Here is a 25,729-nt window from a genome sequence, read left to right as displayed (position 1 = left end):
GCCGTTGCACCGGAATGACGGGTGTTTTCCGGCGGTTCACGGTGGGGTGCCGGGGGTGTGTGAGGCGAGGTGACCTGCGGATTCGGCGTTCACAGTGAAGCCGGTCACACTGCCGGCGGCGAACCGGATCGGGTTACGGCGCGTCTGTGACTGTCGAAACCGAACGGTGAGGGGCCCCCGTTGATACGTCTGATGCGTCTGGTGCGTCGCCCGAGACTTCGCCGACCCCGGCTGCCGCGCACGCGAGCCGGGTGGCGCCAGCTCGTGCAGGGGGTGGCCCTCGGGTGCGTCCTCGCGCTGCTTCCGGCGACCTGGCTGTGGGTGTCGACGGCGGACCGGCTGCGGACCCTCCAGGACGCGCCGCGCACCGATGTGGCCGTGGTCTTCGGGGCCGGGCTGTGGGACGGCGAGCCGTCGCCGTATCTCGCGCACCGGCTGGACGCGGCGGCCACGCTGTACCGGGAGGGCCGGGTGAAGGTCGTCCTGGTGACCGGTGACAACAGCCGCAAGGACTACGACGAGCCGGACGCGATGCGTGTCTACCTGGCGAAGCACGGGGTGCCCCGCGCGCGCGTGGTGACCGATTACGCCGGCTTCGACACCTGGGACTCCTGTGTCCGCGCCAAGAAGATCTTCGGCGTCGACAGGGCCGTGCTCATCAGCCAGAAGTTCCACATCCGGCGGGCGGTCGCGCTGTGCGAGGCGGCGGGGGTCGACTCGTACGGCGTCGGGGTCGACGAGGCGCACAACGCGACCTGGTACTACGGCGGTACCCGCGAGGTGTTCGCGGCGGGCAAGGCGGCGCTGGACGTGGCGGTCCATCCCGATCCGCAGTTCCTGGGACCGAAGGAGAAGGGGGTCGCGCGGGCGCTGGCCTCCGGCGGCAACTGAGGATCGTTCAACAATCCTTCAGCGGCGGTGGCGCCAGTCGCCGCCCTCGATCAGCTTGCCGTGGGCATGGAGGGCCGCGGTGACCGCGGCGGACGCGAGGTACACCCAGGCGCATACCGCCGTGCCGTCGGCGTCGCGGGTCACCGGGCGCTCGACGCGCTCGTAGAGGTTGCGCGGGTCGCCGGGGGCGTAGTCCTCAAGCCGGTCGAGGGCCAGGAGGAGCCGGGGGTAGGACGCGGCGCGCGCGGTGACGAGTTCGCCGACGACCACCGAGCCGGGGTCCTCGACGGCGTACGGGTAGCCCGGGCCCTCGTAGAGGACGGCACCGTGCAGGCGGCCCGGTTCCTCCGACTCCGTGTGGCCACGCAGGAAGAGGTCGTGGTTGGGCTCGCCGGGGCGGAGGGTGCCGTAGACGAAGAAGGGGAGGGGTGTCACTCGGCCTCCTGGAGCCCGGAAGTCTTTGCACGCGCTATGGACATGACATGTCATGACCCTTTAAATCTCATTCAACATCAACGCGGCCCCCACGCCCCCCACTTGCGTTCTTGAGGAGACCGATGAGTCGGACACGGCACGTTCATGGTTCCCGTCTCGCCACGGCCGGTATCGCCGCCGGCGCGGCGGCCCTGCTGGCCGCCACCCTCTCCCCCACCGCCCAGGCCGCCGACCGGCCGACCCGGTCCGCCGCGATCACGAACGCCGCGTCCGCGCTGCTGGCCCATGCCACGAGCCTGGGGCTGACCGCCTCGGAGGGCACGTCGGTCCGGGACGTGATCGTCGACCCGGACGGCACCCAGCACGTCCGCTACGACCGGACGTACCGTCAACTCCCGGTGCTCGGCGGCGACTTCGTGGTCCATCTGGCTCCGAACGGGAGTTACCGGAGCGCCGACCGTGCGACCCGCGCCTCCATATCCCTGGCGTCCGTGACGCCGAAGGTGGCCGCTCCGAAGGCGGCGGACCTCGCCGTCAACGCGCTGCGGGCCGCACATCTCGGCGAGGCGCTCAAGGGCGTGACCGCCAAGCCCCAGCTCATAGTCGACGCCCTCCACGGCACCCCGAAGCTCGCCTGGCGGACGAATGTCGTCGCCAAGGACTCACTCGGCAACCCGGTCGCCCGCACGGTGCTGACCGACGCCCGCACCGGCGCCCGGATCGACGCCTGGGACAGCGTGGAGACGGCGACCGGCGACGGGCAGTCGCTGTACAGCGGGACGGTGCCGCTGGAGACCACGCTGTCGGGATCGGCGTACCAGCTCAAGGACGCCGCGCGCGGCGGGACCTACACCGGTGACGCGGCGAACAAGACGGATCTGTGCATCCTCGGCATCTGCATCAGCCGGGCGCCGTCCACCGTGTTCACCGACACCGACAACCACTGGGGCACGGGGGCGACTTCGGACCGTTCGTCGGCCGCGGTGGACGCGCAGTACGGCACGAACGAGACCTGGGACTACTACAAGAATGTCCACGGCCGGAACGGCATCGCGGGCGACGGCAAGGGCTCGTACAACCGGGTCCACTACGGCAACAGCTACAACAACGCCTTCTGGGACGACAGTTGCTTCTGCATGACGTACGGCGACGGTGACGGGACGCAGCTCGGTCCGCTGGTGGCGCTGGATGTCGCCGGGCACGAGATGACGCACGGCGTGACGTCCAAGACGGCGGCGCTGACCTACTCGGGCGAGTCCGGCGGGCTCAACGAGGCGACCTCCGACATCATGGGCACGCTGGTGGAGTGGTACGCCAACAACGCGTCCGACCAGGGGGATTACCTCATCGGCGAGAAGATCGTGCGGTCCGGCTTCGGGCGGTCGGCGCTGCGGTACATGGACAAGCCCTCCAAGGACGGGAATTCGGCGGACTGCTGGAGTTCGACGGTCGGGAATCTGGACGTCCACTACTCGTCGGGCGTCGCGAACCACTTCGCGTATCTCCTCGCGGAGGGCAGCGGCGCGAAGACGATCAACGGGGTCGACTACAACTCCCCCACCTGCAACGGCTCTTCGGTCGGCGGGATCGGCCGGGACAAGCTGGGAGCGATCTGGTACCGGGCGCTGACGGTCTACATGACGTCCTCGACGAACTACGCCGGGGCCCGCACGGCGACGCTGAACGCGGCCAAGGACCTCTACGGGGTGGGGAGTTCCGAGTACAACGCGGTGGCCGCGGCTTGGAGCGCGGTCAACGTGGGGTGAGACCCGGGTCACATGCGTCCGTGTCACAGGGGAACGGGCCGTCTCGTCTCGTGGGTGTAGCCACTGACGACGACGGCCCACGGAGGGCATCATGGACGCACGGCTCAACTACTTCACCAGCCCGACCGCGGGCAAGGCCGCCAAGCAGTTCATGGCGGTCGGCAGGTCGCTCAAGAGCTCCGAACTGCCCGTTCTGACACAGGAGTTGGTGGCGCTGCGGGTCAGCCAGATCAACGGCTGCGCCGTCTGCGTCGACATGCACACCAAGGAGGCCGCGGCCGCCGGCGAGACCTCGGTGCGGCTGAACCTGGTCGCGGCCTGGCGCGAGGCCACGCTCTTCACCGAGGCCGAACGGGCCGCGCTGGAACTGGCGGAGGAGGGCACCCGGATCGCGGACGCAGCCGGCGGGGTGAGCGACGAGGTGTGGGCGCACGCCGCCAAGCACTACGACGACGAGCAGCTCACCACGCTGGTCATCCTGGTCTCCTTCATGAACTCGGTGAACCGGCTGAACATCATCACCCGGCAGCCCTGCGCGGGCGACTACCAGCCCGGCGTCCTCGGCTGAACCCCGCCGACATCCGCACCCGTCAGGACGAGGAGATCCCCGCGTGAGCGAAACCGACCGGAAGGCCCAGGAGTTCGAGGAGCTGCGACCGCTGCTGTTCTCGATCGCCTATCGGATCCTGGGCAGTGTGGGCGAGGCCGAGGACGCGGTGCAGGAGACCTGGCTGCGCTACGACGGCTCGGCGACCCGGCCCGTCTCGACCAAGTCGTTCCTGTCGGCCACGGTCACGCGGATCTCCATCGACGTCCTGCGCTCGGCACGGGTACGGCGGGAGGAGTACGTCGGGCCCTGGTTCCCGGAGCCGCTGCTGAGCGACCCGTACCAGGACCCGGCGCGGTCGGTGGAGCTGGCCGACTCGGTGTCGATGGCGGCGCTTCTGCTGCTGGAGCAGCTCAGCCCGCTGGAGCGGGCGGTGTTCGTGCTGCGGGAGGTGTTCGCCTTCGGCTTCGACGAGATCGCCACGACCGTGGGCCGTTCGGAGTCGGCGTGCCGGCAACTGCTGGTGCGGGCCCGGCGGCACATGGCGGACAGGCGGCCCCGGTTCGCCGCCGACCGGCGGGAGCGGCAGGAGCTGGCGACCCGGTTCTTCGACGCGCTGAAGGACGGCGACGTCGGCGGGCTGCGTGAACTGCTCGCCGCCGACGTGCAGTTCGTCGGGGACGGCGGCGGAAAGGCCCCGCAGCTGGCCAGGGCCGTCATGGGCGCGGAGAACGTGGCCCGGGTGCTCGGCACGGTCTTCCCCTGGCTGATCCGGATCGACGTGTCGTTCGAGCCGCACGAGGTCAACGGCCAGCCCGGCGCGCTCTTCCGCGACCGCGACGGCAAGGTGCTCCACACCCTCGCCCTCGACGTGCTCGACGGGCAGATCCAGACCATCCGCGCGGTGATCAACCCCGACAAGCTCGCCCACCTCGGCCCGGTCGCCGACGCCTGGGCCGTCGACCGCGAACTGAGGCGGGCCCGACGGGGCTGATCAGCCTGTCACGGCCGCCTGCACCTGCACCAGCGTGCCGTGCGCGCGGGCGTCTCCTCTCCGCGCCGAGGTCGTACGTGGACACGGCCCCGTCCACACTCATGCGGCGTACGGCCGCGCCTCCCGTCCCTCCTTCAACACCCGGCCCCACCACACCAGTTGGTCGAGCATCGCCTTCGCCGCCGCGTCGGGGGCCGCGGGGTCCTTGAGGAGGCCGCGGTCGTCGAAACTCGCGCCCGCGTTGTGGAAGGAGACGAGGGCGACGGGCTTGGCGCGCCACTCCGTGTAGTGCCAGTCGACCAGGTTCTTGAGGCCGGCCGGGAAGGAATGGTTGTACTCGGGGGTGAGGACGACGAAGGCGTCGGCCGAGGAGAGTTTCGGGGTGACGGCGGCGAGGGCGGCGGTCGCGCCTCCGGGGTCGGGGCGAGGGTCGTGGGCAGCCGGCCGGTGTCGGCGACGTCGACGACCTGGAGGGCGAGGTCGGGGCGGTCGTTGACGTGAGTGAGGAGCCAGTCGGCGACGACCGGGCCGAAGCGGCCGATGGGGGTCCCCCCCGCTCGAGCGAAGTCGAGAGTGGGGGAGGTTGCTGCCGATGACGACGGTCAGGGTCAGAGGAGCGGTCTCGGTGTCCATGCCTGGCAGCCTCGTACCTCAACCATTCTTGAGGTCAAGCCCGACCGGCCGTCACCCGTTCACACGCTCGGCGTGCGCTCTTCGGGTACTCCTTCGGGACGGGGTCGCCGTACCCCCATGACCTGCTGAAACAGCGAGGAATCGGGCCGCCGCGACCGCTCCCTGACACCCATTCACCACACTTCTGACGCGCGCTCAGGAAGCGGGCTCGGCCCGGTGCCACTTACCTCGGAAGGGCAGCCAACCACAGCTCGGAGGAGCACCGATGCGTCGTACGGCCCGTCTGTTGACCGGCACCGCGCTCGCCGTCGCCGCCGCGGGTCTCGCGACCGCACCGGCGTACGGCGGCGAGACCGGCAGCCTGGAGGTGTTCCCGTCGAGCGCCGTGCCGGGCGGCGACGTCACGGTCAACACGGCCGCGTGCGGCGACGGCGGTACGGCGGCCGGGGACGCCAGCGCGGTGGGCGCCGGCACGTTCACGCTGGCGCCGAGCACGCACGAGGGCGACGCCATCGGGCAGTTCAAGGTGCCGCCGAGCGCGCAGCCGGGGACATACGAGATCGTCGCGAAGTGCACGGACGGCAAGCAGGTCTCCGGCGATCTGATGGTGACGCTGGCCTCGATGCGGCAACAGGTGCAGCCGCGCGGAAGTGTGAAGACGGGGGTCGGTGGCGCCCTTGGCCCCGACCCTGTGCAGACCGCGGCCGGTGTGGCGGCTCTCGCCGTCGCCGCCGCGGGCGGTACCTGGCTCCTGCATCGCCGGGCGAGAGGCGACGGGATCTGACGGACACCCTCCGCTGTCCGTCCGCCGGTACCGCAAGCCCCTCCCCCTCCGGGTCCGACGCCCCTCGTGACCCGGAGGGGGCGCGGGGCAGGCCCTGGTCACTGGAGAGGGGTGCGTGATGCGTCGTCGTAGATTCGGGAACACCGCGATAGGGGCCGTCACCGTGGGCGCCCTGTGCGTGGGTGCGTGGCTGCTGACCAGCGGCCGGGACACGAACCCGCCGCCGCAGCCGTCCGCGGCCGAGGCCCGGCCCGACCCGGCCGTCGCACGCACCGCGGCCCGTGCGCTGCCGCCGTCGCCGCCGGACCGCATCCGGATCCCGGCCATCCATGTGGACGCCCCGCTGATGGGCCTCAGGCTGACGGGCAACGGGAGCCTGGACGTGCCCCCGGCCGCGAAGAAGAACCTCGCCGGCTGGTACGAGTCCGGCACCACCCCCGGCGAGACCGGCACGGCGATCGTCGCGGGCCATGTCGACAACGCCGACGGGCCCGCCGTCTTCTACGACCTCGGTGCCCTGAAGAAGGGCAACACCATCGAGCTGGACCGGCTGGACGGCACGGTCGCGCTGTTCACGGTGGACGCGGTCGAGGTGTACCAGGCCAGCCGCTTCCCCGACCAGAAGGTCTACGGCGCCGCCGGACGGCCCGAGTTGAGGGTGATCACGTGCGGGGGCGGTTACTCGCGGTCGACCGGCTATCAGGGGAACGTCGTCGTGTTCGCCCATCTGACGGGCAGTCGCTGATCGCCAACACCGTTTACGGGACGCCGAGTTCGAAGAGGGCGTAGCCCGCGTACGAGCCCGAGGCCAGGGCCGCGATCCCCAGCAGGGTGAACAGGTGGGCGAGGCCGAGGCGGCGCAGTGCGGCGGCGAGCGGGAGGAACAGGGGGAAGAGCGGGAGCAGATAGCGGGAGACGTTGCTGAAGATCTGCTGGCTGCCCAGGACGAGCGCGAGTGTGAGGACCGTGTAGACGATCAGTACCGCAGGCGGGCGCAGCCGGAGCAGCAGCGGGAGCAGGGCGAGGCCGAGCAGGACCACACAGGCGCTGATCAGGTCCGCGAAGGGCCAGGCGAAGAGGTAGGTGGTCCTGCCGACCGGGATGGATGTGAGGACGTCGAAGGTCTGGCTGCCGTAGTCCCACTTGTGGGCCCAGGCACCGGACTGGAGCTTGAAGTAGCCGCCGTAGTCGCCCATTCGGTGACCCACCCAGCCGAGATAGGCGAGCAGGCCGAGTGGGGCGATGGCCATCGCGGCCAGTGGGCGGAGGATGCCGTCGCGGCGGTCGCGCAGTGCGAACAGGGCCGCGAGGGCGACGGCGGCGATCAGCGCCGCCGCGGTGGGGCGGTTGAGTCCGGCGGCGCAGGTGACGAGGCCGGCGGTGAGCCAGCGGCGGGTGAGGACGGCATGGCAGGCCCAGGCGGCCAGGGCGACGAAGAGGGAGTCGGAGTAGACCGCCCACTCGACGCCGGAACCGGGCCACACGGCCCAGAGTCCCGCCGCGGCCAACCCGGCCCGGCTGTCGAGGAGTTGCGCGGCGACGGCGTAGATCCCGAGGGCGGCGGCGAAGGAGGCGAGCACGGAGACCAGCAGGCCGGCGCCGTAGGAACCGAGACCGGTGAGTTCGGAGGTCAGGCGGATCAGTGCCGGGTACAGCGGGAAAAAGGCGGCCGAGTTCCCTTCGAGGGTGATCATGCCGGTGGCGCCGGGGATGCGGACGAGCTCGGGGTGGTAGCCGTGGACGGCGATCTGCTGGTACCACCAGCCGTCCCAGGTGGCCAGTACGTCCCAGGGGTGGGTGCCGCCGCCGAAGCGGGGGTTCTTGGTGCGGTAGTTCCCTGCGGAGTCCAGCAGCCACATGAAGGAGACGAACCCGATGAGCTTCAGGGCGCCGTAGAAGGCGAGGACGGGGGTGTGGTGCGTGATGGTCCGGCGAAGTCGTTGCCACCACTCGCCGTCCGCGGGGGTGGGCCGCTCCTCCGACAGTCTCGCGTTCCAGCCGTGTACTGGGGTGATGGTCTCGTTCATACGCGGAACACCCACGCCCGGAGCAGCAGGAACCGCAGTACGGTCGCGGTCAGGTTGGCCGCGAGGAGTACGGCGAGATCGGTGGCGTGGCCGGCCGAGGGGGCCGCGTGATGCAGGAACGCGAGGGAGCCGCTGGTGAGCGCCAGCCCGATCAGGAAGACCACAAGTCCCTTGCCGTGGTGGCGCAGCGCGCCGCCGCGCCCTCGGTGCCCGAAGGTGAGCCGCCGGTTCGCGGCCGTGTTGGCGAGCGCACAGAGCAGGAGCGCGAGCGCGTTGGCGGCCTGCGCACCGAGCGCCGGGCTCAGGGCCGCGTACAGCAGGAGATGTCCTACGGTGCTCATCGCGCCGATGGCGGCGAACCGGGCGAGCTGGGCGGCGGGTCCGGCGGGGACGCGCATGGCGTTCAGGGCGGCGGGGGCCCCTGAGACAGGAGCGCTCGGCACGGCGTGCGCACGTGGGATGAGAGCGGCGGGTCCGGCTTGCGCGCGCGTGAGTCGGGGAGCCTGTGGGAGCTGGGGGTGCGTGGGCTGCACGACGGCCGGTCCGGGCTGCGCGGGTGTGGGCTCTGCGGCCGGTCCGGGCTGCGTGTGCGTGGGCTCTGCGGCAGGTCCGGGCTGCGCCTGCCCGGGCTGGGCGGACTGTCCGGGCTGCACCCGCGCGAGCTGTACGCCCGGTCCGGGCTGCGCTTGCGCGGGCTGAGCGGTCTGTCCCGCGTCCGCCCGCGTGGGCTGGGCAGGCTGTTCCGTCTCCCCCCGCGTGGGCTCTATGACAGGCCCCGACTGCGCCCCCGTGAACTGGGCCGCCTGTCCCGCCTCCGCCCGCGTGGGCTGTACGCCCGGCTCATCCTGTGCCCGCCCGGGCTGGGCGGACTGTTCAGCCAGCGCGTCGGGGGCGTCCGGGGCGAGTCGCAGTACGGCCGGTGGCAGGGTGCCGCGGGCCAGTGCTCCGCCGAGTCTGGCGATGCCGCGCAGGTCGGCCAGGGCGGTGGCGAGGAGGTCGACCCGGCTGTCGGGGTCGTCGACCCAGTCGACCGGTACCTCGTGGATGCGGAGGCCGGCGCGCTCGGCTATCACCAGGAGTTCGGTGTCGAAGAACCAGCCGGTGTCCTCGACCAGGGGCAGCAGCACTTCGGCGACATCGCGCCGTACGGCCTTGAATCCGCACTGCGCGTCGGAGAAGCCGACGGCGAGGGTGGAGCGGAGCAGGGCGTTGTAGCAGCGGGAGGTGACCTCGCGTCTGGGGCCGCGCACGACCCGGGAGGCGGGGGCGAGGCGGGTGCCGATGGCCAGGTCGGAGTGGCCGGATATCAGCGGGGCGACGAGGGGCAGCAGTGCGGCCAGTTCGGTGGAGAGGTCGACGTCCACGTACGCGAGCACCGGCGCGGACGACTGCGACCAGGCGGCGCGCAGTGCCCGGCCCCTGCCCTTCTCAGGCAGTCGCAGCCACTCGGTCCCGGGCAGTTCGGCGGCGAGGCGGGCGGCGATGTGCGGGGTGCGGTCCGTGCTGGCGTTGTCGGCGACGGTGATCCGGAACGGGTACGGGAACGCCTCGGAGAGGTGGGCGTGGAGGCGGCGCACGTTCGGCTCCAGGTCCGTCTCCTCGTTGAACACCGGGACGACGACGTCCAGGACGGGGCCGGGGTGATGGGTCGGCACCGGTGTGCGTCGCGGTAGCCGGTTGATCACGTCCGACGGTCTGAGCGACTTACCTTTTAGCATGTTTTGCCCTTTCTGTGCACTGGTTCGGGGCATGCCGAAGTCACCAGTGGCGGTGGGGGGTTCAGGAAGCGGAGCCGGGCGAGACGGTGAGCGACGACGTGATGGACGACGGTGTGCTCCGGCTCAGGTTCTCCCCGGTAGCCGTCTCCGTAGGTGTGGAGGAGGAGGTGGCGGGCGGTGTCGTAACGCCCGTGTCCCCGCCGGTGGTTGACGTGGCCGTGGCCGAACTCCCGGTCGTGACGGGCGCCGTGGGAGTGTCCGAGGTCGTGGCGCCCGGGTTGGCCAGGGATGTCGTGGCGGACGAGGTGGGCGGAGCGGTCGGGGTCTCCCCCGGTGTCGGGGCGGAGCCGGTGGACGTCGGGCTCGTCGCGGGCCTCGGATGGGGCTCGGCGGGCTGGACCTTGGTCGGACCGGCGGGCAGCAGAAGCAGCCCGATGCCGACCCCGACGACGGCCAGGGCGGAACCGACGGTCCTGCGCACCACCCTGGTCCGGCGACGGACCCGTACTCCCTCATGGAGACGTGCGCGGTGTCGCGGCTCGAAGGGGGCGGGCTCGTGCGAGTCGCGCATCATCCGAGCCAACTGCCGTTCGAACGGATCCATTTGGTCCATGGGGTCCTCCTTCACCGCGTCGGCTCGATGGCGTCGGTCAGGATCTGCCGCAGCCGCGCCACACCACGGGAGGCGTGGGAGCGCGCGGTGCCCACCGGACACCCGAGCGCCTCCGCGACCTGGCCCTCGGGCAGGTCCTGGTAGTAGCGCAGCACCACGGCCGCGCGCTGGTTCGGCGACAGCTGGGCGAGCGCGGTCTCCAGCCGGGAGCGCTCGGCCACGTCGGCGGACACGTCCCCGGCGGTCGCCCCCTCGGGCAGCCGCTCGACGGGGCGTTCACCCCACCAGCGCCGCCGGCCCGCACGCGCCGCCGCGCGGACCATCACCTTGCGGACGTAGGCCTCCGGCGCGTCCTGCGAGACCTTCGGCCAGACGAACCAGAGCTTGACCAAGGACTCCTGCGCCAGATCCTCGGCCCGGTGCCGGTCACCGCCGACGAGCAGACGCGCGAGATGGAGGAGTGCCGACCAGCGGGCCGCCACGAACTCCTCGAACTCACCCGCCTGACCCTGCTCGATGCGCACTGTCTCTGCTCCCACTGGTTGCCTACATCCGGTAAAAGGCGGTGGGCGGCCTTCCGCGATGCACTTGTGCCGCGTGATCTGGATCACGGGGTGTGTGTGCGGCGGACGCCGGGACAGGATGGACGGGTGATCGACTACGACGACGAAGCCCGGGACTACGACATGTCCCGGGGCGGTGAGCCCAGGGCTCGGGCCGCGGCGGACGCGGTGGAACTCCTGCTGCCGCAGGGGCCCAGCGTGATCCTGGACATCGCGTGCGGCACGGGCATCGTGACCGGAAGACTGCTGCGTCCGGAGCGGACGGTGGTGGGCGTCGACCGTTCTCCCGGGATGCTGGGCCTTGCCGGGCGGCGGGTACCGGGAGGTGTCGTGCGCGGCGACGCCACACGGCTGCCCTTCGCGCCGGACGCGGTGGACGCCGTCGTGATCGTGTGGCTGCTGCATCTGCTGCCGGACCCCGCACCGGTGCTGGCCGAGGCGGCCCGGGTGCTGCGACCCGGCGGGGTGCTGATCACCACCGTCGACAAGGACGACGCGTATTTTGTCGAGGACAGTGACATCGCCCGGATCACGGCGGACCTACGGCGCCGCCACGCACCCCGCGTGCCCGACCGTGCCGCCCAGGTCCTCGCCCGGGCGGCCGAGCTGGGGCTGGAGTTCGCGGGCCGGACGGTGTTCCCCGGGACGGGGCAGGGCCGCAGCCCGCGCAGATGGCGCGAGGTGATCGAGGCGGGGCACATCCCCTGGGCCGCGCACGCGAACCCGGACCAGGTGACCGACATGTGCCGCCGGCTCGCCGCACTGCCGGACCAGGACGCGGCCCGCCCGGACCCGCTGTATCGGCTCGTCGCCCTGAAAGCGTGACGTCGCGCCGGGTGAGCCTGGTCTTCGGCGGGCTTCAGCGGCCGTTCTCCAGGTGGCGGAGTACCGCCAGCACCCGCCGGTTCCCCGTCTCCGACGGCGACAGGTCGAGCTTGGAGAAGATGTTGGCGACGTGCTTCTCGACCGCGCGCTCGGAGACGGTGAACGCGGTGGCGATCGCGTGGTTGGTGCGGCCCTCCGCCATCAGCGCGAGGACCTCGCGTTCGCGCGGGGTGAGGGTGTCGAGGGCGGTGGACCGGCGGGCGGCGCCGAAGAGCTGGGCGACGACCTCGGGGTCGAGGGCGGTGCCTCCGGCCGCGACGCGTTCCAGGGCGCCGACGAACTCGCCGATGTCGACGACCCGTTCCTTGAGGAGATACCCGAACCCGGCCGGGTTGCCGAGAAGTTGGGCCGCGTGGGTCGTCTCGACGTACTGCGAGAACAGCAGCACGCCCATCGCGGGGTACCGCTCCCGCAGCCGTACGGCCGCCCGTACGCCCTCGTCGGTCTGGGTGGGCGGGAGGCGGATGTCGACGACGGCGACGTCCGGGGCGTGGGCCGCGACCGCGGTGAGCAGGGACTCCGCGTCGCCGACCGCAGCGGCCACCTCCACGTCCCGCAGCTGGAGCAGCTGGACCAGGCCGTCGCGCAGGAGGGCCGAGTCCTCGGCGATGACGACGCGCATGCCACTCCGTTCACAGCTGGGTTGACATCTGAGTTCACATCTGGGTTCACATCTGGGGCAGTTCGACCGTGACCACCGTAGGGCCTCCTGGCGGGCTGTCGCAGGTCAGTGTGCCGTCGACGGTACGGACGCGGGCCAGCAGGCCGGTGAGTCCGGACCCGGCGCCGAGCCTCGCGCCGCCCTGTCCGTCGTCGGTGACGCGCAGCCGCAGGACTCCGTCGCGGGCGGTGATGTCGACGGCGGCGGCCGTGGCCCGGGCGTGTTTCGTCGCGTTGGCGAGGAGCTCGGCGGCGCAGAAGTAGGCGATGGTCTCGACGGCCGGGGTGGGGCGGGTGCCGATGTCCGTGGTGAGGGTGACGGGGAGCGCGCTGTCGGCGGCGAGGGTGGTGAGCGCGGCGTGCAGGCCTTCGTCGAGTACGGGCGGATGGATGCCCTTGACCAGGTGGCGCAGGTCGGTGATGGCCTGGGTGGCGTTGCCCCGGGCGGTGTCGACGACGGCGAGCACGCGGTCGGGCGCGGCCTCGGTGGTGACCAGTTCGCGGATCACGGTGAGCTGCATGGCGAGGGAGACCAGCCGGGCCTGGGTGCCGTCGTGCAGATCGCGTTCGATACGGCGGAGGGTGGCGGCGGCGTCGTCGACGGCCCGGGCGCGGGTCTCCTCCAGGGTGCGGATCCGGCGGGTCGCGGCGTCGGGGCCGAGCAGCACGGTCAGCAGGGCGCGGTGCGGGCCGAGGGCGTAGCGGAGGAGGACGGGTGCGGCGGCGAGCAGCAGCAGTCCGGCCATGAAGGGGATCAACCACCGTGGCCAGGAGTCGAGTTGGAAGCCGAAGAACTCCAGTGACACATGGTGCGTCGCGCCGTCGGTGCCGCCGTGCACCACGTTGTAGTTCCAGCGCTTGAGCAGTGGGTGCAGGGTGAGCAGGACGCCGTAGACGTAGCCGACGACGACGGCCGCGTACGCGAAGACGGCCGTGAACGGGGTCAGCAGCGCGCAGCCGGCGGCCCGCCAGCCCGCCCGGTCCAGCAGGACGCCCCTGCGCCAGCCGAGGAGCCCGCTGCCGCCCGGTGTACCCGGCGGTTCGATCTCCAGTCCGAGCAGTCGGCGCGCGAGCCCCCGTTGCAGCGCGCCGAGCGCCAGCGCGCCCCGCACGGTGACGGCCAGCAGCCACAGCCCGAGCGTGGTCACCGACAGCGCCCCGCCGAACGCCAGCCCGACGAGAGTGAGGAAGAAGCCGGCCAGGGCGAGCGGGAGGGCGATCACGCCATAGAGGACGGCGGCCAGCGCGCGACGCCCGAAGGTGGCGACGGCGAGCGTGCGGAGGCGGGAGCGGAGGCTCGGCATGGGATCAACCTAGGAGAGGAGCGACCTGGCGACACGGACCTGTACGGCGGTGAGGCCGCGCACCAGCCACGGCGTCAGCAGCAGGAAGCCGATGCCGCCCAGGATCGCGTGGAAGGCCCAGGCCCCGGCGAAGGTGGGGCCGCCCCAGGCGCCGGAGTAGTCGTCGCCCGCGCGCAGCGGCCAGCCGAGGTTCATGGGGACGATCGCCCAGCCGTAGACCGTGATGAAGGCGGTGAGGAGGTTGAGGGGGGTGGCGAGGAGGGCGTGGCGCAGGCCGCCGCGCCGCGCGGTGCCGGGAAGGTCCGCGTCGAGGAAGCGGCGGACCAGGCCCCGCTGCCAGCGGGCCGTGGGGGCGCCGAGCGGGGAGAGCGGGACGCAGGCCAGGCCCACGGGGAGGGCGAGTACCGCGTAGGCCGTGCGGCGCCAGGTCGCGGCGGTGAAGGGCTCGCGGGCGAGCCGCCACATCCGCACCGCCCCGGTGTCGTGGACCTGTACATCTCGGACACTGCCCATGGTGCTGCCTCCCGGCCGTGAACTGCGGAAAACCGATGTCTCCAGGTTTCCGCCGCGGCCCGCCGTACACGATGGTGCCTGCACGGATGTACGGGGTTCGGTTAACCGAACCGGCGCGGACCGGCGCGTCCTCACACTCCGCCCCCGGCGCGCGCCCGGAACCCTCACACCCCCCGCGCGCTCCCGCTGAGGGCAGCGTTCCTCACGGGAAACAGATGTGATGCGGTCGGGTAACACCGAAGTCGCAGGCTCCTGGCATGACCTCGAATCCGCGTGTGGTGCCCACCATCGTGCTCGTCGGCCACGGCATGGTCGGTCAGCGCTTCCTCGAAGCGCTCGCCGAGCGCGGCCTGACCGCGACACATCGCGTGGTCGTGCTGTGCGAGGAGCCGCGCCCGGCCTACGACCGCGTCCAGCTCACCTCGTACTTCTCGGGCCGCACCCCCGAGGAACTGTCGCTCACGGACGCGCAGTTCATCGAGGACCACGGCATCGAGCTGTACGTCGGCGACCCGGCCGAGACGATCGACCGGGCGGCGCAGACAGTAACGGCCCGCTCCGGACTGACAGTCGAGTACGACACCCTCGTCCTCGCCACCGGCTCGTACCCGTTCGTACCGCCGGTGCCGGGCAAGGACTCCGACGGCTGTTTCGTCTACCGCACGATCGAGGACCTCCTCGCGATCGAGGCGTACGCGAAGTCGCGGGCCACGACGGGTGCCGTGGTCGGCGGCGGACTGCTCGGCCTGGAGGCCGCCGGTGCGCTCAAGGGACTCGGACTGGCCACGCACATCGTGGAGTTCGCGCCCCGGCTGATGCCGGTGCAGGTCGACGAGGGCGGCGGCGCGGCCCTGCTGCGCACCATCGAGGACATGGGTCTCACGGTGCACACGGGGACCGGCACACAGGAGGTCGTGGCCGGCGCGGACGGCGCGGTCACCGGCATGAAGCTGTCGGACGGCTCCGAACTCGCCACGGACATGGTGGTGTTCAGCGCCGGTGTCCGCCCCCGCGACCAACTCGCCCGGGAATCCGGCCTGTCGGTGGGCGAGCGCGGTGGCATCACGGTCGACGAGCAGTGCCGTACGGTCACCGACCCGCACGTGTTCGCGATCGGCGAGTGCGCGCTGGCGGCGGACGGCCGCGTCTACGGCCTGGTGGCGCCCGGTTACGAGCAGGCGGAGACGGTCGCGGCGACCATCGCGCAGGACGAATCGGCCTTCACCGGGGCGGACTTGTCCACCAAGCTGAAGCTGCTCGGCGTGGACGTGGCGTCCTTCGGCGACGCGCACGGCGCCACCGCCGACTGCCTCGACGTCGTCTACTCCGACGCGCGGGCCGGGACGTACAAGAAGCTGGTGATCGGCCGGGGCGGTGAGCTGCTGGGCGGCATCCTGGTCGGCGACGCGGAGGCCTACGGCACGCTGCGCGCGTTCACGGGGTCCGTACCGCCCGTCTCCCCCGAGCAGTTGGTGCTGCCGGCCGGTTCCGGGGGCGCCGTCCAGCTCGGCCCCTCGGCGCTGCCCGACGAGGCGGTGATCTGCTCCTGCCACAACGTCACCAAGGGCGCGATCCGCGGCGCGGTCACCGAGCACTCCTGCACCAACGTGCCCGAGGTGAAGAAGTGCACCAAGGCCGGTACCGGGTGCGGGAGTTGCGTCAAGGTGCTCGGCCAGCTGGTCACCGCCGAGCTGGAGGCGAGCGGCGTCGAGGTCGACAAGGGCCTGTGCGGCTGCTTCGCGCAGACCCGCGAGGAGCTGTACGAGATCGCCCTCGCGCTGCGCGTCAACACCTTCCAGGAGCTGCTGGACCGCTACGGCCGTGAAGGCGCCCGGGGCGGCGACGGCTGCGAGATCTGCAAGCCGACGGTCGCCTCGATCATCGCGTCCCTCGCCCCGACGATCGGCGCGAGCGGCTATGTCCTGGACGGCGAGCAGGCGGCGTTGCAGGACAGCAACGACCACTTCCTCGCCAACCTCCAGAAGAACGGCTCCTATTCGATCGTGCCGCGCATCCCCGGCGGCGAGATCACCCCGGAGAAGCTCATCGTGATCGGCGAGGTGGCCCGCGACTTCGGCCTCTACACGAAGATCACCGGCGGCCAGCGCATCGACCTCTTCGGCGCGCGGGTGGAGCAACTCCCCCTGATCTGGGCGAGGTTGGTGGACGCGGGCTTCGAGTCCGGCCACGCGTACGGCAAGGCCCTGCGCACAGTGAAGTCCTGCGTCGGCCAGACCTGGTGCCGCTACGGCGTCCAGGACTCCGTCCGGATGGCGATCGACCTGGAGCTGCGCTACCGGGGACTCAGGTCGCCCCACAAGCTCAAGTCGGCGGTCTCCGGCTGCGCCCGCGAGTGCGCCGAGGCCCAGTCGAAGGACTTCGGCGTCATCGCCACCGCCAACGGCTGGAACCTCTACGTCGGCGGCAACGGCGGCGCGACCCCGCGCCACGCCGACCTCCTGGCGCAGGACCTGTCCGACGCCGAACTGGTGCGCCTGATCGACCGGTTCCTGATGTTCTACATCCGCACGGCGGACCGCCTGGAGCGCACGAGCGTGTGGCTGGAGCGCATCCCGGGCGGCCTGGACCACATCCGGGACGTGGTCGTCGAGGACTCGCTCGGCATCTGCGAGGAGCTGGAGTCGCTGATGGCCGCGCATGTCGCCGGGTACCGCGACGAGTGGGCCGAGACCATCAACGACCCCGAGAAGCTGGGCCGGTTCGTGTCCTTCGTGAACGCGCCGGACACCCCGGACCCGGTCGTCGGCTTCGTCCCCGAGCGCGACCAGATCAAGCCCGACCTGCCGCTGCTGACCATCGGCATGCGGCCCCAGCAGACCGCAGACGTCCTGGAAGGAAGCGCCCAGCGATGACCCTGGCCCCCGAGACGACCGACCTGAAGGTCCAACTCCAGCTCGCCGACGGCTGGTTCACGGTCTGCGACCTCAACCGGCTCATCCCCGGCCGGGGAGTGGCGGCCCTGCTGCCGGACGGCCGCCAGGTCGCCCTGTTCCGCGACCGCGCCGGCACCCTCTACGGCATCGACAACCGCGACCCCTTCAACGGCGCGGCCGTCCTCTCCCGCGGCCTGACCGGCACCCACCAGGGCCGCCCGTTCGTCGCCTCGCCCCTGCTCAAGCAGCGGTTCGACCTGGTGTCCGGGGAGTGTCTGGACGATGCGTCGGTGCGGGTGGAGACGTATGAGGTGCGCAGCGCGTAACAGCGGTTACTTGACCGGTCGTTCCGAAAAAACCTAGGCTGCGATGCATGGCCAGGACCAAGGAGTTCGACCCCGAGGCCGCGCTGCGGGCAGCCCTGGAGCTGTTCTGGCGGCGCGGCTACGAGGCGACGTCGATGTCCGACCTCGTCGAGCACCTGGGCATCGGCCGGGCCAGCATCTACGCGACCTTCGGCAGCAAGCACGAGCTGTACCTGAAGGCGCTGGAGAGCTACGACCGGGCCGGACTCACGCCGATGGTGCGGGAGTTGTCCCAGCCGGGCCCCGCACTGCCGCCCGTGCGAGCGGTCGTACGACGCTACGCGGCCGAGGCGGCGGACGAGCAACTACGGCCGCTGGGCTGCCTGGTGACCAACACGGCGGCCGAACTGGCCCCGCACGACCGGGCCGCGACCCGGCTGGTCGAGCGCAACTGGGACCAACTGGAGGCCGTACTGCGTTCGGCGCTGGTGCGGGCCCAGGCGCAGGGCGAGTTGCCCGCCGACCGTGATCCGCTCACCCTCGCGCGCATGCTGCTGGTGCTGATGCAGGGGCTGCGGGTGGTCGGCCGGGCGTCCGGCGACCCGGCACGGGTGCGGGACGCGGCGGAGCAGGCCTTGACACTGCTCGACTGAGACCTCGGGTGGCGCAGGTGCAGGGTGCCTTTTCATGTCTCCATACTGAACCGATCGTTCTAGAAAGAGGCCCGTTCATGAGCAATCGCTCCAGCAACCGCTTCTCCGGCCGGACCGCCCTCGTCACCGGGGCCGGGTCCGGCATCGGGCGCGCGATCGCCCTCGCGTTCGCGGCGGAGGGGGCGAACGTCGTCGTCGCCGGGCGCCGCCGCGAACCGCTCGACGAGACCGTCGCCCTGATCGAGGCCGGGGGCGGGAAAGCCCTGGCCGTGAGCGCGGACGTGTCGAAGGCCGCCGACGCGGACGCGCTGGTGCGGGCCGCCGTCGACCGGTACGGCTCGCTCGACGTGGCCGTCAACAACGCGGGCGTCTTCCGGGGCGGGCGGCCCCTCGCCGACCTCACCGAGGAGGACTGGCGCACCCAGCTCGACATCAACGTGACCGGCGTGTTCCTGGCCCTGCGCGCCGAGATCGCGCGGATGCGGGCCCAGCCGTCGGGCGGTGCGATCGTCAACGTGGCGTCCACCTTCGGCGTGCACACGAGCAGCCCCGGGGCCGCCGCCTACGCCGCGTCCAAGGCCGCGGTCGCCGTGCTCAGCAAGGGGGCCGCCGTGGACCACATCCGCGAGGGCGTCCGTATCAACGTGGTCAGCCCCGGCGCCACCGACACCCCCATGTCCCTGCGCCCCGGCGAGACGGAGGCCGACCGCGCCGAACGCGTACGGGCCACGCTCCCCCTCGGCCGTATCTCCGCCACGGCCGAAGTAGCCGCCGCGGTCCTCTACTTGGCCTCGGACGACGCGGGGTCGGTGGTGGGTACGGACCTGGTGGTGGACAGCGGAGCGACGGCCTGAACACCCGCCCCTACGACTTCAGTTGGTCGTGGACAACGCCGGTCAACTCCTCCGAGGCCGCCCAAAGCCGTTGCCCCATCGCGTCGTTGAGGGTCCACGGTGCACGCCAGGAACGGGCCGGCGCCCCGCGCCACATCGCAACTCGCGGACCGTAGAAGGAATCGGGACGCACGTCGGGCGCGGTGGCCGCGTAGAGGGAGGGCAGCGCGCCTGCCTCCGCCGACTGCGCCAAGACGCGGTTGCCGAGTTCCATGACCCGTTCCGCGCCCCTGCGCCCCTCCACCCGCGGCCCGGCGGCCTGGAGGTTGGTGGCGGCGTACCCTGGATGGGCCGCGGCGGCGACCACCCCCGAGCCTGCCGCCGCGAGCCGCCGCGCGAGCTCGTGCGTGAAGAGCAGATTGGCGGACTTGGAGCGTGAGTAGGCGGTCCAACGACCGTACCGGCGCGCGCTGTTGAGGTCGTCGATGTCGATGTTGGCGAGCGTGTGCATGAAGCTGGAGACGGTGACGATCCGCGCGTCCGGCGCGTCGAGCAGCGCGGGCAGCAGCAGCCCGGTCAGCGCGAAGTGCCCAAGATGATTGACCCCGAAGTGCGTCTCGAAGCCGTCCACGGTCGTGCCGTACGGCATCGCCATGACCCCGGCATTGTTGACGAGGAGATCGAGCCGCTCGTACGGAAACGCGGCCGCGAACTCCCTCACCGAGCCCAGGTCCCCGAGGTCCAGCCGCCCGAACTGCGCCTCGGCGCCCGGCACTTCGGCGACGATCCGGTCGGCGGCCTCGCTCCCCCTTGTGGCGCTCCGGCAGGCGAGCACCACCCGGGCCCCCTTACGCGCCAACTCCCGCGCGGTGACGTACCCGATCCCGCTGTTGGCCCCGGTGACGACGGCGACCCGGCCGCGCTGATCGGGCACGGCCTTCTCGTTCCAACCGGACATGGCGGCTCCTTCCGTCGACGCGTGCATCCCGGCGCACGAAGAGCGTACGAGAGCCGGACCGGCCCCGCGCCCCCCACACCGAGTGACCCGACGATCACGGACCATCACAGGTTGGTCACTCCTCCTTCACCCATCCCGTCCCGGCGCTACGTTCCAGGCCACACGAGACGCAGGGGGACGAGATGACCCATCCGTACGCGATGCCACCCGTACCACCGGCTCCCCGGCCGGACCGCCCCACACCTCGCTGGGCCCGCAAGCGGTATGTGCTCCCCGCCCTCGCCCTGGCCCTCTTCATAGGCGCGGGCATCGGCGCCTCCGGCCAGGACACGAAGAAGGACACGACGGCGGACGCGAAGCCGGCGGCGGCCAGCCCGCAGCCGACGATGACAGTCACGGCGACGGAGACGGAGACCGCGGCTCCGTCCCCCGCGCCCACGGTGACCGCGACGAAGACCGTCAAGGTCACGAAGACGGTGACGGCGGAGGCTGCGGCGGGGAGCGGGTCCGGTTCGGGTTCCGGGTCCGACGACAGCGGGTCCGATTCCGGCGGCGGCAGCACCTACTACGCGAACTGCACCGCGGCCCGCGCCGCCGGCGTCACGCCCCTCTACCGGGGCGACCCCGGCTACGACTCCCACCTCGACCGGGACGGGGACGGGGTCGCCTGCGAGTGACGGCGGCCTTCAGTACGAGAGGGTCTCGACGGGACTCCAGGAAATGGCCAGTTGAGAGCTGCTGCTGTACGTGACGACGATGGTCGCGTACTTGTGGCCGTTGGTGCCCTTGTAGGCAAACGGGCCGTAGTGCCCCGGCCAGCAGCCGACGCTGTCCCTCAGCACGACGTCACCCGTGGTCACGTCTTCGAGTTCGATGTACGTCGTCTCGCAGTTGTCCGCGACGACGAGGAGGTACCCGTCGGGCTCCAGATAGGCCCCGCTCGCGCTGATGCAGGACTCGAGCTTGCCCATTCCGGAAGACTGGGTGTGACAGCCACCGCCGCTGGAGGCGTCGGCCGTGCCGGGCACGAGAACGACGGCGGCGACCGCGCCTACGGCCGCCATCGACAGAGAAACGCTCTTATGGACCTTCATGAGCACTAAGCGTGACAGTGCCCGGCGGTGCTGTCTTTGGCGCAGCGTGACCTGTTCCTTGACGCCGGGTGCACTCGGGCAGCACGGAGAGGGACGGCACCCCCGCACAGGATGCCGCCCCTCCTTCGTGATCCGGAACCGCCGCCCATCGGTGAGGGTCGGGGACAGGCGACGGCTCCGGCGTTCAGTGAACGTACGTACGACCTATCGGTGATCGCTCCCCTGCGCCACCGAAGCCGCCCGCCCCGCCTCCAGCCGCGCCACCGGGATCCGGAACGGCGAGCAGGAGACGTAGTCCAGTCCCACCTCGTGGAAGAAGTGGACCGACTCGGGGTCGCCGCCGTGTTCGCCGCAGACGCCGAGCTTCAGGTCGGGGCGGGTCTCGCGGCCCGCCTTCGCCGCCAGTTTCACCAGCGAACCGACACCGTCCCGGTCGATCGTCTCGAAGGGGCTGACTCCGAAGATGCCCTTCTCCAGGTAGGCCGTGAAGAAGGACGCCTCCACGTCGTCGCGGCTGAAGCCCCACACCGTCTGGGTGAGGTCGTTCGTGCCGAAGGAGAAGAACTCCGCAGCCTCCGCGATCTGGCCCGCCGTCAGGGCCGCGCGCGGCAGTTCGATCATCGTGCCGATCGACAGCTTGAGGGACGTGCCCGTCGCCGCCTCCACCTCCGCGATGACCTGGTCGGCCTCCTCGCGGACGATCTCCAGTTCCTGGACCGTGCCGACGAGCGGGATCATGATCTCGGCGCGCGGGTCGCCCTTCGCGGCCTTGCGCTCGGCGGCGGCTTCCGCAATCGCCCTCACCTGCATCGTGAACAGGCCCGGGATCACCAGGCCCAGGCGTACGCCCCTCAGGCCCAGCATCGGGTTCTGCTCGTGCAGGCGGTGGACCGCCTGGAGGAGGCGGAGGTCGTTCTCGTGGGACTCCTGGCGGGACTCCGCGAGCGCGACCCGGACCGACAACTCCGTGATGTCCGGGAGGAATTCGTGCAGCGGGGGGTCCAACAGGCGGACCGTCACCGGGAGTCCGTCCATCGCCTTGAACAGCTCTACGAAGTCCGCCTTCTGGAGCGGGAGAAGGGCCTTGAGGGACTCCTCACGCTCGGTGTCCGTGTCCGCCAGGATCAGGCGTTCCACCAGCTCCCGGCGATCGCCGAGGAACATGTGCTCCGTACGGCACAGGCCGATGCCCTGGGCGCCGAAGCGGCGGGCGCGCAGCGCGTCCTCGGCGTTGTCCGCGTTGGCGCGCACCCTCAACCGCCGTACGCGGTCCGCGTATCCGATGATCCGGTGCACCGCCTCGACCAACTCGTCGGCGTCGTCGGCGCCCGCGTGCATCCGTCCCTCGAAGTACTCCACGACCGGGGACGGGACGACCGGGACCTCGCCGAGGTACGCCTTGCCGCTGGAGCCGTCGATGGAGATGACGTCGCCCTCCTCGACGACGTGTCCGCCCGGTACGACCATCCGGCGGCGCTTGGTGTCGACCTCAAGCTCCTCCGCGCCGCAGACGCACGTCTTGCCCATGCCCCGGGCCACGACCGCCGCGTGCGAGGTCTTGCCACCCCGGCTGGTCAGGATGCCCTCGGCCGCGATCATGCCGTCGAGGTCGTCGGGGTTCGTCTCGCGGCGGACCAGGATGACCTTCTCGCCCGAACGCGACCACTTCACCGCCGTGTACGAGTCGAAGACCGCCTTGCCGACCGCCGCGCCCGGCGAGGCCGCGATGCCCCGGCCGACCTGCTGGACCTTCGCCTCCTCGTCGAAGCGCGGGAACATCAGCTGCGCCAACTGGGCACCGGTGACCCGCTGGAGGGCCTCCGCCTCGTCGATCAGGCCCTGGTCCACCAGCTGCGTGGCGATACGGAAGGCCGCGCCCGCCGTGCGCTTGCCCACCCTCGTCTGGAGCATCCACAACTGGCCGCGCTCGATGGTGAATTCGATGTCGCAGAGATCCTTGTAGTGGTTCTCCAGGGTCTTCATGATCTGCATGAGCTGGTCGTACGACTTCTTGTCGATCTGCTCAAGTTCGGCCAGGGGTACGGTGTTCCGGATGCCGGCGACCACGTCCTCGCCCTGCGCGTTCTGCAAGTAGTCGCCGTAGACGCCCTGGTGGCCGCTGGCGGGGTCGCGGGTGAAGGCGACGCCGGTGCCGGAGTCGGGGCCGAGGTTGCCGAAGACCATCGAGCAGACGTTGACGGCGGTGCCGAGGTCGTGCGGGATGCGTTCCTGGCGGCGGTAGAGCTTGGCGCGGTCGGTGTTCCAGGAGTCGAAGACCGCGTGGATGGCGAGGTCCATCTGCTCGCGCGGGTCCTGCGGGAAGTCGCGGCCGGCCTCGGTCCTGACGATCCGCTTGAAGCGGGTGACCAGCTTCTTCAGGTCGGCCGCGTCCAGCTCGGTGTCGACCGTGACCTTCTTGGCCTCCTTGGCCTTGTCGAGGGCCTCCTCGAAGAGGTCGCCGTCGACGCCGAGGACGGTCTTGCCGAACATCTGGATGAGGCGGCGGTACGAGTCCCACGCGAAGCGCTCGTCGCCGGCCTGCTTCGCCAGGCCCTGCACGGACTTGTCGGAGAGGCCGATGTTCAGGACGGTGTCCATCATGCCGGGCATGGAGAACTTCGCCCCGGAACGGACCGATACGAGGAGTGGGTTGTCGGCCTGCCCCAGCTTCTTGTCCATCGTCGACTCCAGCGCGTCGAGGTGTGCACTCACCTCGTCACGCAGTGCCGCCGGCTCCTCGCCACTGTCGAGGTAGGTCTTGCACGCCTCGGTGGTGATGGTGAAGCCGGGGGGCACGGGAAGGCCCAGGTTCGTCATCTCGGCGAGGTTGGCACCCTTGCCGCCGAGAAGGTCCTTGAGGTCCTTGTTTCCCTCGGTGAAGTCATAGACGAACTTCGCTACGTGGGGTTCTTTGTTTTCCGACACGGGTCTCGACTCCTCGGGACGCGGGTGGCTGCCCTGACGGCCAGGAACATACCCAGATCGAAGGCGCCTGGGTACGTCCACTTGCATGTCATGCGTCCGTAACCAGTCGTCCGCCAGCGGATCGAAAGTCAAAGCTCGGCAAGCGAACACCGTCGAGTGTTTTCACTTCTTGAACGCATCCAGGCCCATCTGCGGCATTTTCCGCTCACCTGAGCGGGCTACACGCTCGCCTGATTTCGATCGATGAACGATCAAGGGGTGGCACGGAGTGCCACCCCTTGGAGAAGTGCAGCCGCCCAAGATCCGCTCACCTGAGCGCCACCCCTATCAAAGGTGGTGAGAATCACGCTTCCACACCCGACCGGATTTCACCATGCGGACGGCCGTCGGACGCGTCCCCGGACCGAAACGCGGACGTCACATGCCCAGCGCGAGCAGCCGCTCCTCGACCCGCTCCGGCGCGTACAGGTACTCCACGACCAGCGCACCCGCCCCCACCAGACCGGCCCGCTCCCCGAGCCGTGAGGTCAGTACGTGCAGATGAGCGGTGGAGCGCGGCAGCGCCCGCTGGTACAGCAGCTCCCGTACGCCCGTGAGGAAGGAGGTTCCGGCCAGGTCGCCCGCGATCATCAGCACGCCGGGGTTGAGCAGCGTCACCACGGTCGCCAGGACGTCCCCGACCTGTCGTCCCGCCTCGCGGGCGAACGCCGCCGCTCCCGGGTGCCCCGACGCCAGCAGGTCCCGTACGTCCGAGCCGGACGCGGCCGGCACCCCGGTCTCGGCCAGCCGCCGGGCCACGGCGCCGCCGCTGGCGACGGCGGCGAGGCAGCCGTAGGACCCGCACCGGCACAGGGCCTGCGCGCCCGCCGGGATGCGGATGTGGCCGATGTCGCCGGCGCCGCCGTCGATCCCCCGGAAGATGGAACCGCCGACGACGACTCCGGCGCCGATACCGGTCGAGACCTTGACCAGGACGAAGGCCTGGCAGTCGGGGTGGCCGGTGCGCTGTTCGCCGTAGGCCATGAGGTTGGCGTCGTTGTCGACGAGGACCGGGACCCGGGGGGCGCCGGTGTGTTCGGTGAAGGCGCGGGCCAGGCGGCCTCTTATGTCGTAGCCGTCCCAGCCGGGCATCATCGGCGGCTGGACGACCCGGCCGGTGTCGGTGTCGACCGGGCCGGGGACGGCGAGCCCTATGCCGCAGACCTCGGACGCCCGGTGTCCGGCCTTCTCCAGCAACTCGGCGAACCAGCGGCCGAGTTCACCCAGTACGACGTCGGGGCCGTCCTCGACGACCAGCGTGCCGCCGTGCTCCGCGAGGATCTCGCCGCTGAGCGAGAGGACGCACGCGCGCGCGTGGCGGGTGTCCAGGTCCGCCGCGAGGACCACGGCATGGGCGTCGTCGAATTCGAGGGTGATCGAGGGTCTGCCACCCAGCGGGGAGTCCACGGGGCCGCCCGCGCCCTCGCGCAGCCAGCCCGCGCGAAAGAGCCGGTCCAGGCGCTGGCCGACGGTCGCACGGGAGAGTCCGGTCACCTGCTGGAGGGCGCCTCGGGTGGTGGCACGCCCGGTGCGCACCAGTTCGAGCAGATCTCCGGCGCTCCCTTGACCTCTTCCCGTCATGCGCACCCCCTTGTGTTTCTCAACTCTGCATTACATATTGAGTTTTGCGTGTTAAATAGACGTAACCCTACGGTAGCCATGACCGAACCGGTCGGCACGACGTCTTTCGTGGAG

24 protein-coding genes and 1 pseudogene are annotated in these 25,729 nt (G+C 71.0%); 12 read left to right on the top strand and 13 right to left on the bottom strand.

Going from position 1 to position 25,729, the window contains the following annotated elements; all coding sequences use genetic code 11:
* Positions 1–201: 201 nt before the first annotated feature.
* Positions 202–891 carry a SanA/YdcF family protein gene (locus ACQHII_RS32680; RefSeq protein ID WP_427922639.1) on the top strand — a complete coding sequence of 230 codons (690 nt, stop codon included), beginning with the start codon at positions 202–204 and terminating at the stop codon, positions 889–891.
* 18 nt (positions 892–909) lie between these two features.
* Here ACQHII_RS32680 and ACQHII_RS32675 read toward each other — a convergent pair whose 3' ends face one another.
* Positions 910–1,326, bottom strand: coding sequence for a gamma-glutamylcyclotransferase family protein (locus tag ACQHII_RS32675; RefSeq protein WP_427922638.1), 417 nt, complete (start codon positions 1,324–1,326; stop codon positions 910–912).
* Positions 1,327–1,448: 122 nt separating this feature from the next.
* On the opposite strand from ACQHII_RS32675, the gene ACQHII_RS32670 reads away from it, so the two are divergent.
* From ACQHII_RS32670 to ACQHII_RS32660, 3 genes are all read left to right on the top strand, one after another.
* The gene (locus ACQHII_RS32670) at positions 1,449–3,092 is read left to right on the top strand and encodes a M4 family metallopeptidase (protein ID WP_427922637.1); all 1,644 of its coding nucleotides are present in this window, start codon (positions 1,449–1,451) and stop codon (positions 3,090–3,092) included.
* A 91-nt stretch (positions 3,093–3,183) separates the two neighbouring features.
* The gene (locus tag ACQHII_RS32665) at positions 3,184–3,660 is read left to right on the top strand and encodes a carboxymuconolactone decarboxylase family protein (RefSeq protein WP_427922636.1); all 477 of its coding nucleotides are present in this window, start codon (positions 3,184–3,186) and stop codon (positions 3,658–3,660) included.
* A 43-nt stretch (positions 3,661–3,703) separates the two neighbouring features.
* Complete coding sequence (locus ACQHII_RS32660; protein ID WP_427922635.1) at positions 3,704–4,633, top strand: RNA polymerase sigma-70 factor; 930 nt, start codon at positions 3,704–3,706, stop codon at positions 4,631–4,633.
* Between the two features lie 99 nt (positions 4,634–4,732).
* Here ACQHII_RS32660 and ACQHII_RS32655 read toward each other — a convergent pair.
* A pseudogene (locus ACQHII_RS32655) lies at positions 4,733–5,266 on the bottom strand (NADPH-dependent FMN reductase).
* Between the two features lie 265 nt (positions 5,267–5,531).
* Between ACQHII_RS32655 and ACQHII_RS32650 the strand changes: the two are divergent.
* Entirely contained in the window at positions 5,532–6,050 is a 519-nt protein-coding gene (locus ACQHII_RS32650) for a hypothetical protein (RefSeq protein ID WP_427922634.1), read from the top strand.
* A gap of 118 nt (positions 6,051–6,168) precedes the next feature.
* Positions 6,169–6,795, top strand: coding sequence for a class F sortase (locus ACQHII_RS32645; protein ID WP_427922633.1), 627 nt, complete (start codon positions 6,169–6,171; stop codon positions 6,793–6,795).
* A 13-nt stretch (positions 6,796–6,808) separates the two neighbouring features.
* Here ACQHII_RS32645 and ACQHII_RS32640 read toward each other — a convergent pair whose 3' ends face one another.
* The 4 genes from ACQHII_RS32640 to ACQHII_RS32625 all read right to left on the bottom strand — a co-directional run bounded on the left by ACQHII_RS32640 (position 6,809) and on the right by ACQHII_RS32625 (position 10,926).
* Positions 6,809–8,077, bottom strand: coding sequence for a glycosyltransferase family 39 protein (locus ACQHII_RS32640; RefSeq protein WP_427922632.1), 1,269 nt, complete (start codon positions 8,075–8,077; stop codon positions 6,809–6,811).
* Positions 8,074–9,762 carry a glycosyltransferase gene (locus ACQHII_RS32635; protein ID WP_427922631.1) on the bottom strand — a complete coding sequence of 563 codons (1,689 nt, stop codon included), beginning with the start codon at positions 9,760–9,762 and terminating at the stop codon, positions 8,074–8,076. Before ACQHII_RS32635 ends, ACQHII_RS32640 begins: the two co-directional genes overlap by 4 nt.
* A gap of 94 nt (positions 9,763–9,856) precedes the next feature.
* Entirely contained in the window at positions 9,857–10,408 is a 552-nt protein-coding gene (locus tag ACQHII_RS32630; protein ID WP_427922630.1) for a hypothetical protein, read from the bottom strand.
* Positions 10,409–10,419: 11 nt separating this feature from the next.
* Entirely contained in the window at positions 10,420–10,926 is a 507-nt protein-coding gene (locus ACQHII_RS32625) for a SigE family RNA polymerase sigma factor (protein WP_427925461.1), read from the bottom strand.
* A 132-nt stretch (positions 10,927–11,058) separates the two neighbouring features.
* Between ACQHII_RS32625 and ACQHII_RS32620 the strand changes: the two genes are divergently transcribed.
* Positions 11,059–11,796 (top strand): class I SAM-dependent methyltransferase, encoded by a 738-nt coding sequence (locus ACQHII_RS32620; RefSeq protein WP_427922629.1) that lies wholly within the window; start codon positions 11,059–11,061, stop codon positions 11,794–11,796.
* Between the two features lie 34 nt (positions 11,797–11,830).
* Here the strand turns inward: ACQHII_RS32620 and ACQHII_RS32615 are convergent, their stop codons facing one another.
* Genes ACQHII_RS32615 through ACQHII_RS32605 form a run of 3 tightly spaced genes read right to left on the bottom strand, consistent with a single transcriptional unit; the run spans position 11,831 to position 14,333 of the window.
* Positions 11,831–12,478, bottom strand: coding sequence for a LuxR C-terminal-related transcriptional regulator (locus tag ACQHII_RS32615; RefSeq protein ID WP_427922628.1), 648 nt, complete (start codon positions 12,476–12,478; stop codon positions 11,831–11,833).
* Positions 12,479–12,524: 46 nt separating this feature from the next.
* Positions 12,525–13,820, bottom strand: coding sequence for a sensor histidine kinase (locus tag ACQHII_RS32610; RefSeq protein WP_427922627.1), 1,296 nt, complete (start codon positions 13,818–13,820; stop codon positions 12,525–12,527).
* A 9-nt stretch (positions 13,821–13,829) separates the two neighbouring features.
* Positions 13,830–14,333 (bottom strand): hypothetical protein, encoded by a 504-nt coding sequence (locus tag ACQHII_RS32605; RefSeq protein WP_427922626.1) that lies wholly within the window; start codon positions 14,331–14,333, stop codon positions 13,830–13,832.
* 257 nt (positions 14,334–14,590) lie between these two features.
* Here ACQHII_RS32605 and nirB point away from each other — a divergent pair, with 257 nt between their 5' ends.
* The 4 genes from nirB (at position 14,591) to ACQHII_RS32585 (ending at position 19,039) form a co-directional block, all read left to right on the top strand.
* Positions 14,591–17,206 (top strand): nitrite reductase large subunit NirB, encoded by a 2,616-nt coding sequence (gene nirB / locus ACQHII_RS32600; protein ID WP_427922625.1) that lies wholly within the window; start codon positions 14,591–14,593, stop codon positions 17,204–17,206.
* Positions 17,203–17,553: a nitrite reductase small subunit NirD gene (gene nirD, locus ACQHII_RS32595; protein ID WP_427922624.1), complete on the top strand. Its 351-nt coding sequence runs from the start codon at positions 17,203–17,205 to the stop codon at positions 17,551–17,553. Before nirB ends, nirD begins: the two co-directional genes overlap by 4 nt.
* Before the next feature lie 47 nt (positions 17,554–17,600).
* Positions 17,601–18,185 (top strand): TetR/AcrR family transcriptional regulator, encoded by a 585-nt coding sequence (locus tag ACQHII_RS32590; RefSeq protein ID WP_427922623.1) that lies wholly within the window; start codon positions 17,601–17,603, stop codon positions 18,183–18,185.
* A gap of 77 nt (positions 18,186–18,262) precedes the next feature.
* Positions 18,263–19,039, top strand: a complete 777-nt coding sequence (locus ACQHII_RS32585; protein WP_427922622.1) for an SDR family NAD(P)-dependent oxidoreductase — start codon at positions 18,263–18,265, stop codon at positions 19,037–19,039.
* 10 nt (positions 19,040–19,049) lie between these two features.
* On the opposite strand, the gene ACQHII_RS32580 is transcribed toward ACQHII_RS32585, so the two are convergent.
* Positions 19,050–19,976, bottom strand: coding sequence for an oxidoreductase (locus ACQHII_RS32580; RefSeq protein ID WP_427922621.1), 927 nt, complete (start codon positions 19,974–19,976; stop codon positions 19,050–19,052).
* Between the two features lie 182 nt (positions 19,977–20,158).
* Between ACQHII_RS32580 and ACQHII_RS32575 the strand changes: the two genes are divergently transcribed.
* Positions 20,159–20,653 carry an excalibur calcium-binding domain-containing protein gene (locus tag ACQHII_RS32575; RefSeq protein ID WP_427922620.1) on the top strand — a complete coding sequence of 165 codons (495 nt, stop codon included), beginning with the start codon at positions 20,159–20,161 and terminating at the stop codon, positions 20,651–20,653.
* A gap of 9 nt (positions 20,654–20,662) precedes the next feature.
* Here the strand turns inward: ACQHII_RS32575 and ACQHII_RS32570 are convergent, their stop codons facing one another.
* The 3 genes from ACQHII_RS32570 to ACQHII_RS32560 form a co-directional block, all read right to left on the bottom strand.
* A complete protein-coding gene (locus tag ACQHII_RS32570) occupies positions 20,663–21,070 on the bottom strand; it encodes a hypothetical protein (protein WP_427922619.1) in 408 nt (135 codons plus the stop codon).
* Between the two features lie 204 nt (positions 21,071–21,274).
* A complete protein-coding gene (gene ppdK, locus ACQHII_RS32565) occupies positions 21,275–23,995 on the bottom strand; it encodes a pyruvate, phosphate dikinase (protein WP_427922618.1) in 2,721 nt (906 codons plus the stop codon).
* Between the two features lie 417 nt (positions 23,996–24,412).
* Positions 24,413–25,615 carry an ROK family protein gene (locus tag ACQHII_RS32560; RefSeq protein WP_427922617.1) on the bottom strand — a complete coding sequence of 401 codons (1,203 nt, stop codon included), beginning with the start codon at positions 25,613–25,615 and terminating at the stop codon, positions 24,413–24,415.
* Between the last annotated feature and the right edge of the window lie 114 nt (positions 25,616–25,729).

It is taken from the genome of Streptomyces sp. cg40 (assembly GCF_050320165.1).
Classification (GTDB): domain Bacteria; phylum Actinomycetota; class Actinomycetes; order Streptomycetales; family Streptomycetaceae; genus Streptomyces; species Streptomyces hokutonensis.
This window is presented reverse-complemented; position numbering and strand designations above follow the sequence as displayed.